Origin of the sequence: uncultured Clostridium sp. (assembly GCF_963527835.1) — a bacterium.
In the GTDB taxonomy this organism is placed as follows: Bacteria; Bacillota; Clostridia; order Clostridiales; family Clostridiaceae; genus Clostridium.
In genome coordinates, this window is the sequence record NZ_CAURTC010000037.1 from 20138 (window position 1) to 37504 (window position 17367).

At 26.3% G+C, this 17367-nt stretch carries 15 protein-coding genes; 13 read left to right on the forward strand and 2 right to left on the reverse strand.

Annotated elements, in window-relative coordinates; all coding sequences use genetic code 11:
* Position 1: 1 nt before the first annotated feature.
* Entirely contained in the window at positions 2-1123 is a 1122-nt protein-coding gene (locus tag RYM86_RS14970; RefSeq protein WP_315081482.1) for a glycosyltransferase family 1 protein, read from the reverse strand.
* 146 nt (positions 1124-1269) lie between these two features.
* Here RYM86_RS14970 and RYM86_RS14975 point away from each other — a divergent pair, with 146 nt between their 5' ends.
* The 3 genes from RYM86_RS14975 (at position 1270) to RYM86_RS14985 (ending at position 4168) form a co-directional block, all read left to right on the forward strand.
* Positions 1270-2286 (forward strand): CotS family spore coat protein, encoded by a 1017-nt coding sequence (locus RYM86_RS14975; RefSeq protein WP_315081484.1) that lies wholly within the window; start codon positions 1270-1272, stop codon positions 2284-2286.
* Positions 2261-3031, forward strand: a complete 771-nt coding sequence (locus RYM86_RS14980; RefSeq protein WP_315081486.1) for a spore coat protein — start codon at positions 2261-2263, stop codon at positions 3029-3031. The genes RYM86_RS14975 and RYM86_RS14980 overlap by 26 nt, the downstream gene beginning before the upstream one ends.
* Positions 3032-3124: 93 nt before the next feature.
* Positions 3125-4168, forward strand: coding sequence for a CotS family spore coat protein (locus RYM86_RS14985; protein WP_315081487.1), 1044 nt, complete (start codon positions 3125-3127; stop codon positions 4166-4168).
* Between the two features lie 206 nt (positions 4169-4374).
* On the opposite strand, the gene RYM86_RS14990 is transcribed toward RYM86_RS14985, so the two are convergent.
* Positions 4375-5517, reverse strand: coding sequence for a glycosyltransferase family 1 protein (locus RYM86_RS14990; protein WP_315081488.1), 1143 nt, complete (start codon positions 5515-5517; stop codon positions 4375-4377).
* A 109-nt stretch (positions 5518-5626) separates the two neighbouring features.
* Between RYM86_RS14990 and RYM86_RS14995 the strand changes: the two genes are divergently transcribed.
* The 10 genes from RYM86_RS14995 (at position 5627) to RYM86_RS15040 (ending at position 17268) form a co-directional block, all read left to right on the forward strand.
* Positions 5627-6628 (forward strand): CotS family spore coat protein, encoded by a 1002-nt coding sequence (locus RYM86_RS14995; RefSeq protein ID WP_315081490.1) that lies wholly within the window; start codon positions 5627-5629, stop codon positions 6626-6628.
* 484 nt (positions 6629-7112) lie between these two features.
* Complete coding sequence (yabG, locus tag RYM86_RS15000; RefSeq protein ID WP_315081491.1) at positions 7113-7976, forward strand: sporulation peptidase YabG; 864 nt, start codon at positions 7113-7115, stop codon at positions 7974-7976.
* Between the two features lie 188 nt (positions 7977-8164).
* Positions 8165-8407 carry a Veg family protein gene (locus RYM86_RS15005; RefSeq protein WP_315081492.1) on the forward strand — a complete coding sequence of 81 codons (243 nt, stop codon included), beginning with the start codon at positions 8165-8167 and terminating at the stop codon, positions 8405-8407.
* Positions 8408-8817: 410 nt separating this feature from the next.
* On the forward strand, positions 8818-10380 hold the full coding sequence (locus RYM86_RS15010; RefSeq protein WP_315081493.1) for an SPOCS domain-containing protein: 1563 nt from the start codon (positions 8818-8820) through the stop codon (positions 10378-10380).
* Between the two features lie 224 nt (positions 10381-10604).
* Positions 10605-11450 carry a cyanophycinase gene (locus RYM86_RS15015; protein WP_315081494.1) on the forward strand — a complete coding sequence of 282 codons (846 nt, stop codon included), beginning with the start codon at positions 10605-10607 and terminating at the stop codon, positions 11448-11450.
* Positions 11422-14040 (forward strand): cyanophycin synthetase, encoded by a 2619-nt coding sequence (gene cphA / locus RYM86_RS15020; RefSeq protein WP_315081495.1) that lies wholly within the window; start codon positions 11422-11424, stop codon positions 14038-14040. Before RYM86_RS15015 ends, cphA begins: the two co-directional genes overlap by 29 nt.
* 180 nt (positions 14041-14220) lie before the next feature.
* A complete protein-coding gene (gene ispE, locus RYM86_RS15025; RefSeq protein WP_315081496.1) occupies positions 14221-15063 on the forward strand; it encodes a 4-(cytidine 5'-diphospho)-2-C-methyl-D-erythritol kinase in 843 nt (280 codons plus the stop codon).
* Positions 15064-15124: 61 nt separating this feature from the next.
* Positions 15125-15751, forward strand: coding sequence for a stage II sporulation protein R (gene spoIIR, locus RYM86_RS15030; protein ID WP_315081497.1), 627 nt, complete (start codon positions 15125-15127; stop codon positions 15749-15751).
* Positions 15752-15787: 36 nt separating this feature from the next.
* Complete coding sequence (locus RYM86_RS15035) at positions 15788-16780, forward strand: tRNA 4-thiouridine(8) synthase ThiI (protein ID WP_315081498.1); 993 nt, start codon at positions 15788-15790, stop codon at positions 16778-16780.
* Between the two features lie 65 nt (positions 16781-16845).
* On the forward strand, positions 16846-17268 hold the full coding sequence (locus tag RYM86_RS15040; protein WP_315081499.1) for a DUF1934 domain-containing protein: 423 nt from the start codon (positions 16846-16848) through the stop codon (positions 17266-17268).
* Positions 17269-17367 lie beyond the last annotated feature (99 nt).

Here is a 17367-nt window from a genome sequence, read left to right on the forward strand (position 1 = left end):
CTTAAGATTGTATAATCTTTTTATAAGCATCTAATGTTTTTATTGCTGTTTGCCTCCATGTAAATTGGAGGCTTCTATTATATCCTTTTTTGGATAAATCAGATTTTAAACTATCATTATTCAGAACTTCAACCAATGAATTTTTTAAAGCTTCTTCATTATAAGGGTCAATAAGTATCGCATCATTGGAAGTTACCTCAGGAATTGAAGAGAGCGTGGAGGATATTACAGGAGCTCCACAACTCATAGCTTCTAATGGAGGAAGTCCAAAACCTTCATAAAAGGAAGGATATACAAATACGTCACATGCATTATAAAAAATAGGTAATAAATCATCACTTACATATCCAGGGAAAATAATATTATCTTCTAAATTATTTATTTTAACAAAATCTAATAATTTTTCACCTTCATCTTTTAATCCACCAACTAAAACTAATTTATAAGGCTTTTTAAAATCTTTATATGTTTTTATATAGGCTTTGATAAGTCCTAAAACATTTTTTCTTGAACTAAATCCACCTATATACAAAGCAAAGGGCTCATTTATATTAAATTTTGTACTTAAATAATTTTTACAATTTATTTTATTTAAAAGTTTAAATTTAGAATTAGCTGCAAGTGGGGTTACAAATATTTTATCTTCAGGATAACCATTAAAAAACTTTAATATATCTTTCTTTGAATATTCAGAAACTGTAAGTATACCATCTGAATTATAAATAATTTCAGGCATATCTTTAAGAAAGCGTTCCAAATATCCATTCCCAACTGTTTCGGGCATTATATAAGGAATTAGGTCATGTATAGTAACTACTTTTTTATATGCATTAGAATTTTCTAACCCAATTCCATTTTGAGGAATATGATAAAGATCTATTTTCTTTTCTGTTAACATATTTGGAATATAATATTTTTCATAAAAACCAGAATGTTTTCCAGAAGAATATATAATATCTGTGTTTTCATTAATAAAGTCTTTATTAAATTTTCCAGAACAAAATAAAGTGAAATTATCTTCAAAATTTACAGATAACATATTAGATATTAGATTGTTAGTATAAGTTCCTATACCTGTCCCCTGATGTAATGTAGAACTACGAGCATCTATAGCAATTTCCATAAAACACCTCTTAACATACATATATAACTAAGATATTAAATTAGCTTGGTTTTTGTGAATACAAAATTAGTTATTTTAGATATCCTAAATCACAATAAATTATTAAATAACATACAATAAAAAGAATAATATTTTTGGGGAATTTTATGAGAAATAATGATATGGTATTAAAAATAAAGAATTATATTGAAGAAAATTATGAAATAGAAGTAGATAATTTAGAGAAAGTTAAAAATAGTTATAAAGTAATAGCAAAAGATAAAGGTTATTCTATAAAAATTATAAATTATAATTTTGAACACTTTTATTTTATTTTGTCTGCAATTAAACATCTACAGCAAAATAAATTTAGTAAGATTCCTGAATTTATTAAGACTAAAAATGGTAAAGAATATATTAGTTTAGATGGAAAGTATGCATATTTAACAGAATGGATACCGTCTAGAGTAAGTAATTATGACAATCCATTGGAACTAGCTAAGGTGTCTAATAAATTAGCAGAATTACATGAGTGTAGCAAAAATTTCACAATAAAAGATAGGATGCAACCTAGAATAGGTTGGTTTTCTTGGGAAGATGTATTTAAAACAAGATCTAATGAAATATTAGATTTTAAAAATAGGATAAGTCAAAAGGCTAATAAGTCAGATTTTGACTTATTATATTTAAAAAATATAGATAAAGAGTTAAAAAGGGCTGAAAAAAGCATTGAAGGTTTAAAAAGAAATAATTATATGGAGATAATGAAGAAAGAAGTATTTAAATCAGGATTTTGTCATCATGATTATGCAAATCACAATATTTTAATTGATAACAATAATGAAATTAATATAATTGATTTTGATTATTGCATATTAGATTCTCATCTGCACGATTTATCATCTCTTTGTATAAGAAGCATGAAATATGGAAAATGGGAAGACAAGAAAGCCGATTTAATATTAAAAAATTATGAGGATATAATTGAATTGAAAAAAGAAGAAATTCCATTAATGAGAGAATTTATTAGATTTCCACAATGCTTTTGGCAATTAGGAATACAAGTATATTGGGAACAGCGATCTTGGGGAGAAGAATTTTTTATTAATAAATTAAATAAATACTTAAATGATTGTTATGAAAGAGAAGCATTTATAGATGATTACTTCAAAGGAGGAGATTAAAATAGAAGAGTTAGATATAATGCAATATTTAAATAGTAAGGGAATAGATATTGCAGGAAAGTATTTTGAATATGATAAAAATATAACAAATAAAAAAGCTATAGATCAAGTAAAAACAATGGTTAATCTCCAAAAAATTTTATTAGGATATAATAATCAGTCTTTAACTAGAATTAAGAGTACTATAGGAAAAGAAATAGAGAGTTATAAGGTTCAAATAAGAAAATTACAAAAGGATTATGAGAATATAATGAATATAGGAATAGAAAATGATTTTGAAAAACTAATTATTTCAGATGGTAGAAGATTATTAAATCAAGCAAATGAGTCAATAAATTATATATACTCTCATAATTATTTTGGAATTATAGAAAGAAGCATGAATAGAGAAGAATTATGTATTGGAAGGAGTGATCAAGGAAATTTAAGATTCAATGAGAATATTCAAATAGGAAGTCTGAAGTATATATCATATAACTTAGTAGAAGAAGATTTATATAAATATATAAAAAGAATTAAAAGAAAAAATAATTGTATAAATGAAGAAGAATTAATAAAAGTTTTTGTGTATGAATCACATTTATCTAATTATAGTATAAATTATTTGAGAGCCTTGTGTAGCTTTCCAAGAGATACTTTAAAAATATGGGAAAAGTATAGAGTTAATAAAAAATTAAAGACATATGAAGAATTTTCAAAAGAATTTAAAAATAGTATAGATTATGAAAGTAAAATATTTATCTGATAGTAAATATATACAATATTTTAATTTTTACTAAGCAAGAATGCTAGAAGATACAATAATGGAGTTGTTTCTTTATTTGTAGGGAGGATGTAAATGAATAGGATTAGATATGCTGAGAGGAATTCTCTATGTGATTATGACTTGAGTTTCGAATTTTTTAATGAATTAGGGATTAACATAAACGATATAAGTCCAGTAAGAAATGTATTTATAATATACACCGATAATGGTAATAAAATTTTAAAAAAAGTAGACTGTAATGAAAAAAAATTAATTTTAATTAATGAATCATTAAATTATATAAAAGATAAGTATAATAATATAATAGCTTATAGTGAGTTTGAAAATGGTTCAATATATAAGACCTGGAAAGATAAAACTTATGTTGTAATGGACTTATTAGACGGAAGAGAAGCATGCTTTACAAACCCTTTAGAGATAAAATTATGTGCTGAGAATATTGCATTAATGCATAAGGCTTCTAGTGGTATTAGAGAAGAATTAATAAAAAAGTTAAATGAAGATTTTTTAGATGAATCATTAGAGATAAAATTTAGGAAAGCATATGATGAACTTAGTTTCTTTAAAGAGCTAGTAAGTAAATATAAATATAAGAACGAGTTTGATAATCTATTTATTAATAATGTTGATAAATATTTGCAAGATATTATAGCTGTTAAAGAATTACTTTCAAGAAGTAAATATACTGATTTAAGAAAAAAAGGACAAACCATATCATTATGTCATAATGATTTGGCATATCATAACTTTTTAATAAAGAAAGAGAATGTAAGTATAATAGACTTTGATTTTTTAACTATAGATTTAAGAATAATAGATATAGCAGATTTCATATTAAAATCTATAAAAAATTCTGCATTTGATATTGATAAGATGTTGTTAGCAATAAATTCCTATGAAGAAGTTTTACCTTTGATGCAAGAAGAAAAGGAAATATTATATATATTATTATATTTTCCGAGAGATTTTTATAATATATCCAGAGATTATTATTACAAGAGAAAGAAATGGGATTATGAAGTTTATTTAAATAGGTTTAATTCAAAATTAAATAATGAACAATTTAGAAAAGAATTTATAGAACAATATAAAAGTTATGTTTTATCAGAGTGTTGATATATGCATAAGAAAAATGGATGGAGTAATTGAGATTAGAATACTAAAAAGCTGCCACAAAATTATTTGAGGCAGCTTTTTTAGTATATATGTTTAAAAATATTATTGATATTGTAAAAAGTTTGTATAATATAAATTTCAATTTAAGAAAAAAATATTAAAGAAACTTAATTACAATATCAACATTAAATTTAGATATAACCAATTTACTTTATTGAAGTTTTATTTTCAGTTAATATTGATTTATAGGCATTTATAGTTTCATAAGCAGTTTTATTCCATGAGAATTTAGAACTTCTTTTTAAACTTTTATTAACCATAGTTAATTTTAAAACGCTGTTTTCTAATACTCTTTGAATATCATAAGACAATTCATCTATATTATTAGGATCTATTAATAGAGCAGACTCATAGCATACCTCTGGAAGGGATGTGACATTAGATACTATAACTGGTGTACCGCAGGCCATACATTCTAAGGGAGGAAGTCCGAATCCTTCATAGAATGATGGATAAACTAAAACTTCAGTTGCATTGTAAAATAGAGGCATATCTTCAAGAGGAATAAAACCAGTGAATATTACATTAGAGGATACTCCTAATTTTTCAGCACGTTTTTTATATTTAAAATATGATTGACCTTTCTTTCCGACAATAACAAGTTTAGTTTTTTCTATTGTGCTATAAGGTAGTTTTGAGTATGCATCAATTAATCCTAATATGTTTTTTCGTGGACTAAATCCACCTACATAAAGAATAAAGTTATCATCTATGTGGTATTTTTCACTAACTATTTTTTTGCATTGGCATTTACTTAATGGTCTATAAATTTCTTCTGCTGCAAGAGGTGTAACGTATATATTCTCCTTTGGAAAATTAAACTCGTTAGCTATATCATTTTTAGAAAATTCAGAGACAGTAATTATACCGTGACAATTTTCTAGTATACCAGGTAATTCGTCATTAAAGATTCTAAGATATCTATCACTAACAGTTTCAGGCATTCTAAGTGGAATAATATCATGTAGTGTAATTACTTTTTTGCAATTAATATTTTTAGAAATACCAATTCCATTTTGAGGTACATGATAAATTTCCATATCTGAATTATTTAAGATATTAGGAACTTTAATTTCATCCCAGAAGTTATCATAAGAGTCACTTGATTCTACATTTTGTATTGAAAAGTTAGTATTTAGATTATTTAGAGAATCACACTTTGGCATAAATATCAAATAATTATTAGTATTATCAATAGTATTTAAGCTTCTAATTAATTCATGAGTATATGTGCCAATACCAGTGCCTCTATACCATTTCGCAGCTCTGCCATCTATTCCTATTCGCATTATTTAATCCTTTCAAAGAATTCATGTTAATTTATTATATTAAAAGAATATAAAAAATGTTAATAAAAGAAGTAATATGCACATATAAATTATAAAGGAGGTGAGCACTATGATGAGGGAATTTGAAATTGAAAGGCAGTTTGATATTAAGATAGAAATAATTAAGGCTAATAAGGGTGTTTACTATCTTAAGACTAACAAAGGTGAACGATGTTTAAAGAGGATAAATTATGGACCTCAAAAATTATTATTTGTATATGGTGCAAAAGAACATTTAATAAAGAATGGTTTTAGTGATTTAGATAGATATTATTTAAATATTAATGATGAACCATATGCACTAGTAAATGAGGATTTATATACTTTATCAGAATGGTTAGAAGGAAGAGAGTGCGATTTTAGAAATATTGATGAGGTGAAAATGGCAGCGAAAACTTTGGCATGTATGCATGAAGCTTCTAAAGGATATGATCCACCTGAAAATTCAAAGCTAAAGAGTGATTTAGGCAGATGGCCCCATTTAATGGAAAAGAGAACAAAATCTTTAGACAAAATGAAAGACATTATAAGAAAGAAAAATATAAAAAATGATTTTGATATGATGTATCTAAAATCGGTAGAATTTTACAGAGAATTAGGTAAACAAGCCCTACAAACATTAAAGGAGTCAAATTACTATGAATTGTGTATGGTTGCAGAACAAGAAAAAACATTCTGCCATCATGATTTTACTTATCATAATATCATTATAGATAATAATGAAAAACCACATATAATAGATTTTGACTATTGCAAGAGAGAAGTTAGAACTTTTGATATAAGCAATTTTATGATAAAAGTTTTAAAAAGAGTAGATTGGAATATTGATTTTGCTAAAGCTATTATTGAATCATATAATTCAGTATCTAAGCTTAGAGATGATGAATATAAAGTTTTATATGCATATTTACAATTTCCGCAAAGATATTGGAGACTAGCGAATAGGTATTATTACAATGAAGTTAATTGGGGACAAAATACATTTACTAATAAGCTAAGTTCAATAATAGAAGAAAAAGACAAATTCTTATCATTCTTAAATGAATTCAAAAAAGAGTATAATATTGAGTGATGAATATAATAGGAAAAAGTTCTATTAGTATAAGTTGTTCTTATATTAATAGGACTTATTTTATTGTAAGGCTATGTTTTAGCAGTGTGTTGATATATGCATAAGCAAAGTGGACTGAGTAATTGAACTTAGGAATACTAAAATAAGTATAGTCCCATTTTAGCTTGCTCCCAATATAAAAATGAGACAAGCAGTAAATGTAACACTACTCATTAAGTATTCTCAAAGTCCAATTACAATGCCACTTTACCTATTGCATATATCAACACATATTTAAAATATAGCTTATTGTAAAAGAAATTATAGAATTTTTGGTAAAATATATTTTTAAAAATCTCGTAGAGATTTATACCAAGATTGTTCAGTGTGAACTGTCAATTGTCCATTGAAGCGTGGTGTAGGTACTTTGCTTTTATTTTGCTACATAAGAAACTTTTAATTCTACCATCATAATATAAATTATACTAATATTTTAGGAGAAAAAATGGATATAGGAGATGTAGTAGTAAGAAAGTCTTATGATAAAGATGTTACATTTAAAATAATAGATATTAAAGATGAAGATGGAAAAAATGTGTTTATTTTAAAGGGAATAAGTATAAGAATTATAGCTGATTCTTCAGAAGAAGATTTAGAGGAAGTTAATGATAAATTTATTGCTTCACAAGATAAAATTTTAAATACAAGAGTAAATGATGCAATAAAAAAAGCATTATCTGTAAGGACTGATTTTAGGGAAAAAACCAATAAAGCACCAAAGATAAAGCATGATAATGAACTTATGTTTGGTAGACCAGGAAAAATACTTCATGTAGATGGCGATAGCGATTATATGGAGACTTGCCTGAAAGTATACAAGCAATTATCACTAGATGCAGTTGGAAGGTGTATTCCTGAGAGTAAACAACCTGGTGTTATAGTCGATTTAGTAAGGGAGATAAAACCGGATATAGTAGTTTTAACAGGTCATGATGGAGTTTTAAAAGACTCTAGAAATTATTTAGATTTAAATAATTATAGAAATTCTAAATATTATTTGGAATCAATTAAGGCATTAAGAGACTACAATTCTAGTTATGATGAGTTGGTTATATTTGCAGGAGCATGTCAAAGCTGTTATGAATGTATGCTTGATGCAGGAGCCAATTTTGCATCATCTCCAAGCAGAGTTTTAATTCATTGCTTAGATCCGGTTTTTGTTTGTGAAAAAATAGCTTATACAAGAATAGATGAAATAGTTTCTATTAGAGATGTTATAGAGAATACAATAACAGGTACAAAGGGGATAGGAGGATTACAAACAAGAGGAAAATATAGAGAAGGTTATCCTAAATCACCATTCATTTAGAAATAATTTATAAAAAATGAATAAAATAAGACCTAAACCTAAATAATAAGACCAAGAAGAGAAAAAAACAATGGAGAATTCAATATATTTACATTGACAAAACGTATGTATAAATGATAAAATATAAATTTTACTTGACAAAAACCTCTTTTCCATGTATAATTTAAAATTAGAAAGAGGGTGTTTAAATGGAAACAATAAAAACAATTTCCTCAATAAAAAAAGACATAGAAAAGCACGTAGGTGATAAAGTAACCTTAAGAGCTAATGGAGGAAGAAAAAAGATTCTAGTTAATGATGGAGTAATTGACAGCGTATATGATAGCATATTTGTAATAAAACTAAAGACTGACACCCCAAGGACTGTGACATATAGTTACTCAGATGTATTAACAAAGACGGTACAATTGGTATTTCCGCAATCAGTATAAACTTCGATTAAATCGAAGTTTTTTTTGTTTAAAATTACAGAAGTTTTGAACTGTAACATATTATAGTAAAATTTTTTTTGTATAAATGATAACAAGATAGGCAATAGATTTATTTAAAAGCATAAAAAAAGAAAGATGGTGGGTTTCCATCTTTCAACTATGGTATAAAAGGGTATTGAGAATTTATGAGAGGTTATATGGTCAATAACCAATTACAATAATACGACAAAATATAATATATGTCAACATATTTATCAACAAAAAACATAAAATTTTTTTTTACGACAAATAATTTAAAGATTCTGAAATTTATTGGTAAATATAAATTAGAAAAAAATATATTATTTATTCATAAAATCATATTAAGTGTTATATAAATAATAGTAGAAATTCTATAGGAGGGATATGTTATGTCACAAATAGATGCAATAAAAGAAAGTATAGGCTTTGAACAACTAATAAAAGAGAGTAATTCAGATTGTGTTTTAAAAGAAGAGTATTTAATTCCAGATACGCATCCAGATGTTCAAGAGATATTAACTGTTGAAGCTAGACCTGTAATAGTTAGTAAGGAATTTGTTGGTGATAAAATTGCTTTAGAAGGAAGAGTTGAATATACAGTTTTGTATTTAGCTAGAGAAGAGGGGATGGTTGTAAACTCTGTTAGCTATACAGAAAAATTTAGTAGCAATATTGATTTGAACCAAGAAGAACATAAAATCGTTTGTGAATTAGAATGCAAAGTGGAACATATTGAAGCTACTATAATGAATGAAAGAAAAATATCTATCCAAGGTGTTTTTGAAATATATTGGGAAATGTATAAAAGTAGTGAATTTGAATTCGTTAAAGATATAGAAGGAACAGATGATATAGAAATTTTAAAAAAGACTGAAAAAATTAATAGAATTAGTGCAAATGAAGAAGTTGAATTAGTTGGAAAATCTAATATTAGAGTAGGAATGGACAAACCTCAAATTAGTAAAATTCTAAAATGTTCATTATTACTTCATAAGAAAGAAATAAAAATATTGGAAGATAAAGTATATCTAAGTTGCTATTGTAAATTAAATATTCTTTATAAAGGTGATGAATCTAAAGAGATAATTTGTATTGAAGATGATGTTTATTTATCAAAAGAAGAGGAAGTAAAAGGTGTTAATTCAGATATGATGTATTCTGTATCATATAATATTCAAAACAATGACTTGATGTTAGAAGAAGATGACTTAGGGGAAGTAAGAATAATAAATAATGAATTTATGGTGAAAGCAAATATGAAGGTATTTTCAAAAGAAAATGTTGATGTAATAAAAGATGCATATTGTCCTAATTTCCCAATAGAATTGAAAAAGGAAGAGTATGAATTAGGTGCTATACAAGGAACAAATAGTTCAGAAATTATTATTAAGGACAATATAGCATTAAATGAAAATAATTTAATACCAGAGCAAATAATCTGTTCTAATGGAACAATATTAATATCTGATAAACAAGTTGAAACTGATAAAATTATTGTAGAAGGTATATTAAAAGTTGATGTGTTATATAAAACAAGCGATCAAGATAAGTACCTTGCTAACGTAAAGGCTGAGATACCATTAAATTCAATAATAGATATGCAAGGTGCTAAAAAGGGAATGAAAGCAATAATAAAATGCAATCTTGAGAGTATAGAAGCAACTATAGAAGCAAATACAATAGCTATAAAGGCTTCTGCAATGTTATGTGCTAAGATATGCTATGAAGTTAAAAAACAATTTATATGTGATGTTATAGAGCAAGAAGGAGAAGTACCAGAAAAAAAATCTAGTGTCACTATATATGTTGTAGGTGAAGAAGACACTTTATGGGATCTTGCTAAAAAGTATAATACTACAGTAGATAATTTAATAAAGATAAATGAGATAGAAGATCAAGATAATATTGAATGTGGCAAAAAACTTATAATTCCTGGAAGAGCCATATTCTAAAAATAATACTAATATTATGATATAAAGCTTATGATATAGAAATAAATAAAATTAAACTTTTATTTGATATGTATACTAAGATATAAAGAATGTACTAAAATGTAGATTGAAACAATAGAAAAAGGCTTCATTATGCTCAATAATGAAGCCTTTTTCTATTTTTTTGAATAATTATTTTTTTGATGGAAACAATATCTAATGCATATGATATGAGGTGATAAAATTTGAATGAAAATTTAAATGGAAATCTGATAATAATTGGAGGAGGAGAAGACAAAGAGGGGAAGAAAGAAATTTTAAAAAGAGTATGTGCTTCAATAGATAAAGATAAGGATATCTTATTAATTGCGACCATTGCAACAGAGTATCCAAAAGAAGCAGCGAATAAGTATAAAAAAGCTTTTGGAGAATTAAAAGTTAAAAATATAAGAGTATTAGATATTAGTGAAAGAATGGATTCTTTTAATGAAGAAAATGTAGAGCTTATAAAAAATTCATCTTTAATATTTTTTACAGGTGGAGATCAATTAAGAATAACTAGCTTAATTGGAGGAAGTCCTATATATTCAGCATTAAAGGAAGCGTGCGAAAAAGGAATATTTATTGTAGGAACATCAGCTGGAGCATCAGTTATGAGTGATACGATGATAGTTGAAGGATCAGATGAACAATCTCCAAGAAAATGTACTCTGAAAATGGCTCCCGGTCTAGGACTTATAAAAGATGTTATAATCGATCAGCACTTTGCTCAAAGAGGAAGAATTGGTAGATTATTAACTGGTATTGCAGAAAATCCAGAAGTATTAGGTATAGGAATAGATGAAAATACAGCGATAATAGTTAATAAAGAAGGAAAAGTAGAAGTAATAGGTGCAGGTGCTGTATATTTTATTGATGGAAGTGAAATCACATATACAAATGTTTCAGAACTTTATGGAGAAGACATTTTAAGTATGTATAATGTTAAATTACATATTTTAACTAATAGTAAAAAATTTGATCTTATAAAAAAGTTACCTTTTGAGGAGGATAAATTAAGTAATGAAAGTAGTACAGGAAAGGATATATGAAGGGAAAAATATATATTCTCATAAAAAATGCATAAGAATAGATGTGGACTTACAGGGATATTGTGAAACTCCAAGTAAAGATATACCTAATTTTAACTTTAATTTGTTAAAACTTGTACCGGAATTGCATGCACATAGATGTGGTATAGATGAGGATGGTGGATTTGTTACAAGGCTTAAAGAAGGAACTTATTTAGCACATATATGTGAACATATAACAATTGCATTGCAAAATAGATTAGGAATAGAAGTAGCTTATGGAAAAGCTAGAGAGATACAAGGAGACAGATATTACATAATTTTTCAATATGAGTATGCTAAAACAGCTATGGAATGTTTTAGATTAGCTGTTGATTTAATAAATGCTCTTATAGCTCAATCCCCAATAAATTTTGAAGAAAGAATAAATTTAATAAAAGAGATATTAAATTCAGATGAAATAGGACCTAGTACAAATGCTATTTGCAAAGCTGCAAAAGAATACAATATGCCTATAACTCAGTTAGGCAACAGTGGTTTTTATCAAATAGGATATGGTAAACAAGGAAAAGTAATAGAAGCTGCTATTTCTGGAACAACAAGTTGTGTTGCAGTAGATATTTCTTGCGATAAGCTTTTAACAAAACAATTACTAGAAAATCAAAATATACCAGTAGCATTAGGTGGAAAAGTTCATAATATAATTGATTTATTAAAGTGTGCTGAAAAAATTGAATATCCAGTAGTTCTAAAACCTCAATATGGTAGTAAAGGTAATGGAATATATTTAAATATAAAAAATGAAAATGAATTAATTAAATCATATAATGATTTGAAAGATAAGTTCAAAGATATATTAATTGAAAAATATATTGAAGGAAATGATTATAGAGTTTGTGTAGTTGATTATAAAGTTGTAGCAGTATCATTAAGAATACCACCTTTTGTAATAGGAAATGGAAAAGAGAATTTAAAGGGACTTATAAAAAATATTAATAAGGATCCTCTAAGAGGTGAGGATCATGAAAAACCTTTAACTAAAATAAAAATAGATGATCAATTAATTTCATATATAAATAAAAATAATTTATCTCTTAGTTATATACCTAAAGATAAGGAAAAAGTATTTTTAAGAGAAAATGCTAACATTTCTACAGGGGGCATAGCTATTGATTGTACAGATGATATATGTGAGGAAAATATAAATCATTGTATAAATGCTGCTAAAACATTAGGGTTAGATATATGTGGAATAGATATATGTGTATATGATATATCTTGTGATATAGCTAAAAATAATGGTGTTATTATGGAAATTAACGCAGCACCAGGAATAAGAATGCATCATTTTCCGTCTAAAGGAATTGAAAGAAATGTTGGAAAGGCAATAATTAATATGATGTATGGTGAAAATCCTAAAAATATACCAATAGTATCTGTAACAGGAACAAATGGTAAAACCACAACAACTAGGTTGATTAATCATGTATTAAGCAAAATGGGGTACAGTGTAGGAATGACATCAACTGAAGGAGTATATGTTAATAACAAATGTATTCATAAAGGTGATGACTCGGGTTTTAATAGTGCAAAAACAATATTATTAAATAGAGATGTAGATATAGCTGTACTAGAAACTGCAAGAGGTGGATTAATTAGAAAAGGATTAGCGTATGATATTGCAGATGTTTCTGTAATAACTAATATAACCAATGACCACTTAGGTTTGGATGGTATTAATTCTATGGAGCAGTTGAGTTTTGTTAAAGCATTAGTTGGAGAAGCGGTAAAAGAAAATGGATTCACTATATTAAATGCTGATGATGAATGGAGTAAAACTATAATTAATAGAATTAAAGCTAATAAAATATTTTTCTCAAAATATGAAGATAATGAATTAATACAAAAAAATATAATTGATGGTGGAATATCTGTCTTTATAGAAGATGATAATATAGTTGTAGTAAACAATCATAAAAAGTATTTAATATGTTCTATAAATGACGTACCGCTTTCTTATAATGGTTTATTAAAATATAATTTAGAAAATATAATGGCTGCTTGTGGAGCTTTAGTAGGTATGAATATAGATTACTGTATGATTTCAAAAGGCATAATGAGCTTTAATTTAAATAACAATAATGGGAGATTTAATATTTATGAAATGGAAGGTAGAAAAATAATATTAGATTATGGTCATAATATAGAAGGATATAAAGCTGTATTATCATCTTTATGTAAAATAAAAGAAGACAAAGATTTAATTGGTGTAATAGGAATTCCAGGTGACAGATGTGATGATATAGCTATAGAAATAGGTAAAATATGTTCTGAAATGTTGGATAAAATAATAATAAAAGAAGACAAAGATAGAAGAGGAAGAGAACAAGGCGAGATTGCTTCATTACTAAAAAATGGTGTATTAAAGGAAAATAAAAATTCTAAAATACATGTATGTTTAGATGAAATAAAAGCTTTAGAAAAGGCATTAATGATAAGCAAAAAAGGCGATACGATAGTAGTATTTTTTGAAGATTTAGAATCGATAGTAAAATATATTAACAAGAAAGATTCAAATAATTCCTTGGATTTAAAGTTATCTAATTTATAAAAGAAATATTTTATTCTTAATTAGACAGGATTTTTTCCCTATGATAGAATGTTACTAAGGCATTTGAAAGAACGTAAGCATTCAGTAATTTTAGTTTGATATTTTTTTATTTTACTTAAATAACTGAATATAAATTATCTTCTTTAAAGTGCCTAAAGTACTTAGAAGGGGCAAAGAAAAATGAATGTTAAGGCTTATGCAAAAATAAATATTTCTTTAGATGTAATTGGTAAGAGAGAAGATGGGTATCATTTATTAAAAATGATAATGCAGAATATAGATTTATATGATATAGTTCAAGTTGAAAAGATTCCGAGTGGAATAAAACTGAAATGTAATAAATCTTATGTGCCTACAGATGAAAGAAATTTAGCATATAAAGCGGCTAAATTATTTAAAGAAACTTATAATATAAAAAGTGGCATTTATATAAATATAGAAAAAAATATACCAGTTTCGGCTGGATTAGCAGGTGGAAGTACCGATGCAGCTGCAGTTTTGAAAATTATGAATAAGATGTTTAATATAAATGTACCTCAGCAGGAGTTAATGAATTTAGGATTAAAGCTGGGTGCAGATGTGCCATATTGTATTTGTGGTGGTACTGCATTATGTGAAGGAATTGGAGAAAAAGTTACCAAATTAAAGCCGTTTAGAGATAAAATTTTAGTGGTGGTAAAACCTCCATTTGGAGTATCCACTAAAGAAGTTTATAAGGCTTTTGATTTATCAAAGGTTATTTTTCATCCTAAAACTAATGAATTAATATCAAATATTGAAAAAAATAATATTGATTTTATAGCAAATAATATGAAAAATTTACTTGAAAATGTTACTCTAGGTAGATATAAAATTATTTCTACAATAAAAGAGGAAATCAATATATGTGGGGCATTAGGAAGCATGATGAGTGGAAGCGGCCCAACAGTATTTGGTTTCTTTGATGACATGTTAAAAGCTCAAAAATGTTATGAAAAAATGAAAGAAAAATATGTAGATGTATTTATAACTAGAACAATTTAAAAATAAGTTGAATAAAACTCTCTATAATTGGAAAATATTTCAAGTATAGGAGTGTGAGATTATGAAAAAAGTATTAAGTTGTTTAGTAGTTATAATTATTTTTTCTACATTGGTTTTGGGGTGTACAAGTTCTACTATGGTAGATAATAACAGTTCGGAAGAGTTAAATTATGAAGAGGTAAAGAATTCTTTAATAAGATTTCATGTTATAGCAAACAGTGATACAAATGAAGATCAAAGTTTAAAATTAAAAGTTAGGGATGAAGTTATAAATTATCTATATCCTTATTTAAATAAGTCTGATTCTCTTGATGAGTCTAGAGAAATAATAAAAAATAATATTGAAGAAGTAAGATCAATTGCAGAAAAAGTGATTAAAGAAAATAATTATAATTATGATGTTAATATTGAATTATCTAGAGAAAATTTTCCGGAAAAAGCTTATGGAAATATAGTATTGCCCCAAGGAAACTATGAGGCTTTCAGAATTATAATAGGAAGTGGAGAAGGAAGAAATTGGTGGTGTGTTATGTTCCCACCGTTATGTTTCGTAGATGAGTCAAAAGCAAAAATTGAATACGAAAAAACCCAAAATAAAATAAAAGAAGAAGTTAATAAAAAGGATTCAAAAGATAGTATAAAAATTAAATTTAAAGTAGTGGAAGTTATAGATAATTTATTCAAATAGTAATAAACAGTACTTTATAAATAGGAGGATTAATATATGGCAAAAGCATTAGCTATGATATCAGGGGGACTTGATAGCATATTGGCAGCAAAGTTAATAAGGGAACAAGGTATAGAAGTTATAGGGATCTGTTTTAAATCATATTTCTTTAATGAAGAAAATGCCAAAAGAATGACAGAACAAATTGGTATAAAATTAGAAGTTATAGACTTTTCAGAAGAACATTTTGATTTAGTAAGAAATCCAAAACACGGTTGGGGAAAAAATATGAACCCATGTATTGATTGTCATTCAATGATGATGAATTATTCTGGAAAATTATTAGAAAAATTTAATGCTGACTTCATAATTACAGGTGAAGTTTTAAATCAGCGTCCAATGTCTCAAAATAGACAAGCTCTTAATATAGTAAAAAAAGAATCGGGGTATTCTGATAAAATACTACGTCCTTTATGTGCTCAAAATTTAAATCCTACTCAAATGGAAATTGACGGTTTAGTAGATAGAGAAAAATTATTAAAAATATCTGGTAGAAGTAGAGCTATTCAAATGGAATTAGCTGAAAATTGGGGGATAAAAGATTATCCATCACCAGCAGGTGGATGTAAATTAACAGAACCTAACTATTCTATTAGACTTAGAGAATTAGTAAATAGAAAGTCTGATGTTACTCAAAGAGAAATTGATCTTTTAAAATATGGAAGACATTTTATTACTCCTAATAATATTAAAATTATAGTTTCTAGAACAGCAGATGAAGGTGAAGCATTTAAAAAATTATTAATAAAAGAAGATTTAGTATTTCTTACATCTAAATTTAATGGAGCGATGGTTATAATTCCAGCTGGAAATAATCCAACAGAAGAAGATTTAACTTTGGCTTGTAGATTTGCAGTTAGATATAGTAAGGGAAAAGATGAGGAATCTGTAGAGGTTAAATATGGAAATGTATCTACTGAATTTAAAAATTTTAAAAATGTAGATTCTGTTACTCAAAAAGAATTAGAAGAATATAATTTAAACAAATAATAATATAAAGTTATTTACATAATAGTATGATGGAATATCATATTATAATTAAGAGGGAGACGAATATGAAAAAGAAGGCTATTATAACGGTTAAAAGTAATGCTTCTATGGATGATAACAAGCTAATAGAAGTTATATCACCTGGCGAATTTTATATAGATGATAATGAATTTAGAGTTGAATATGATGAAACTGAGATATCAGGAATGGAAGGAACTAAAACAACAATTTTTATTAGAAATAATTCTTTTACATTAGAAAGACAAGGATCAACAACAACTAAGATGAATTTTAAAAAAAGAATGAAAACAACATCTTTATATAAAACTCCATATGGAATTCTTAAATTGAATGTAGATACTAAAAATTTAGATATAGATATGAATGAAAAGGGTGGAACTATTGATGTTAAGTATTCTATGGGGATAGAGGGTCAAGTGGCTATGAATACTAATTTGGTAGTTGATATAAAAGTAAATGATAAATAAATATTGGATGTTTAGAAAAAAGATAATCTTATAAGGGTTATCTTTTTTATTATTGTGTGCCCAGCATGGGCACGTACTAATCGGTGAAAGTCCGTAATG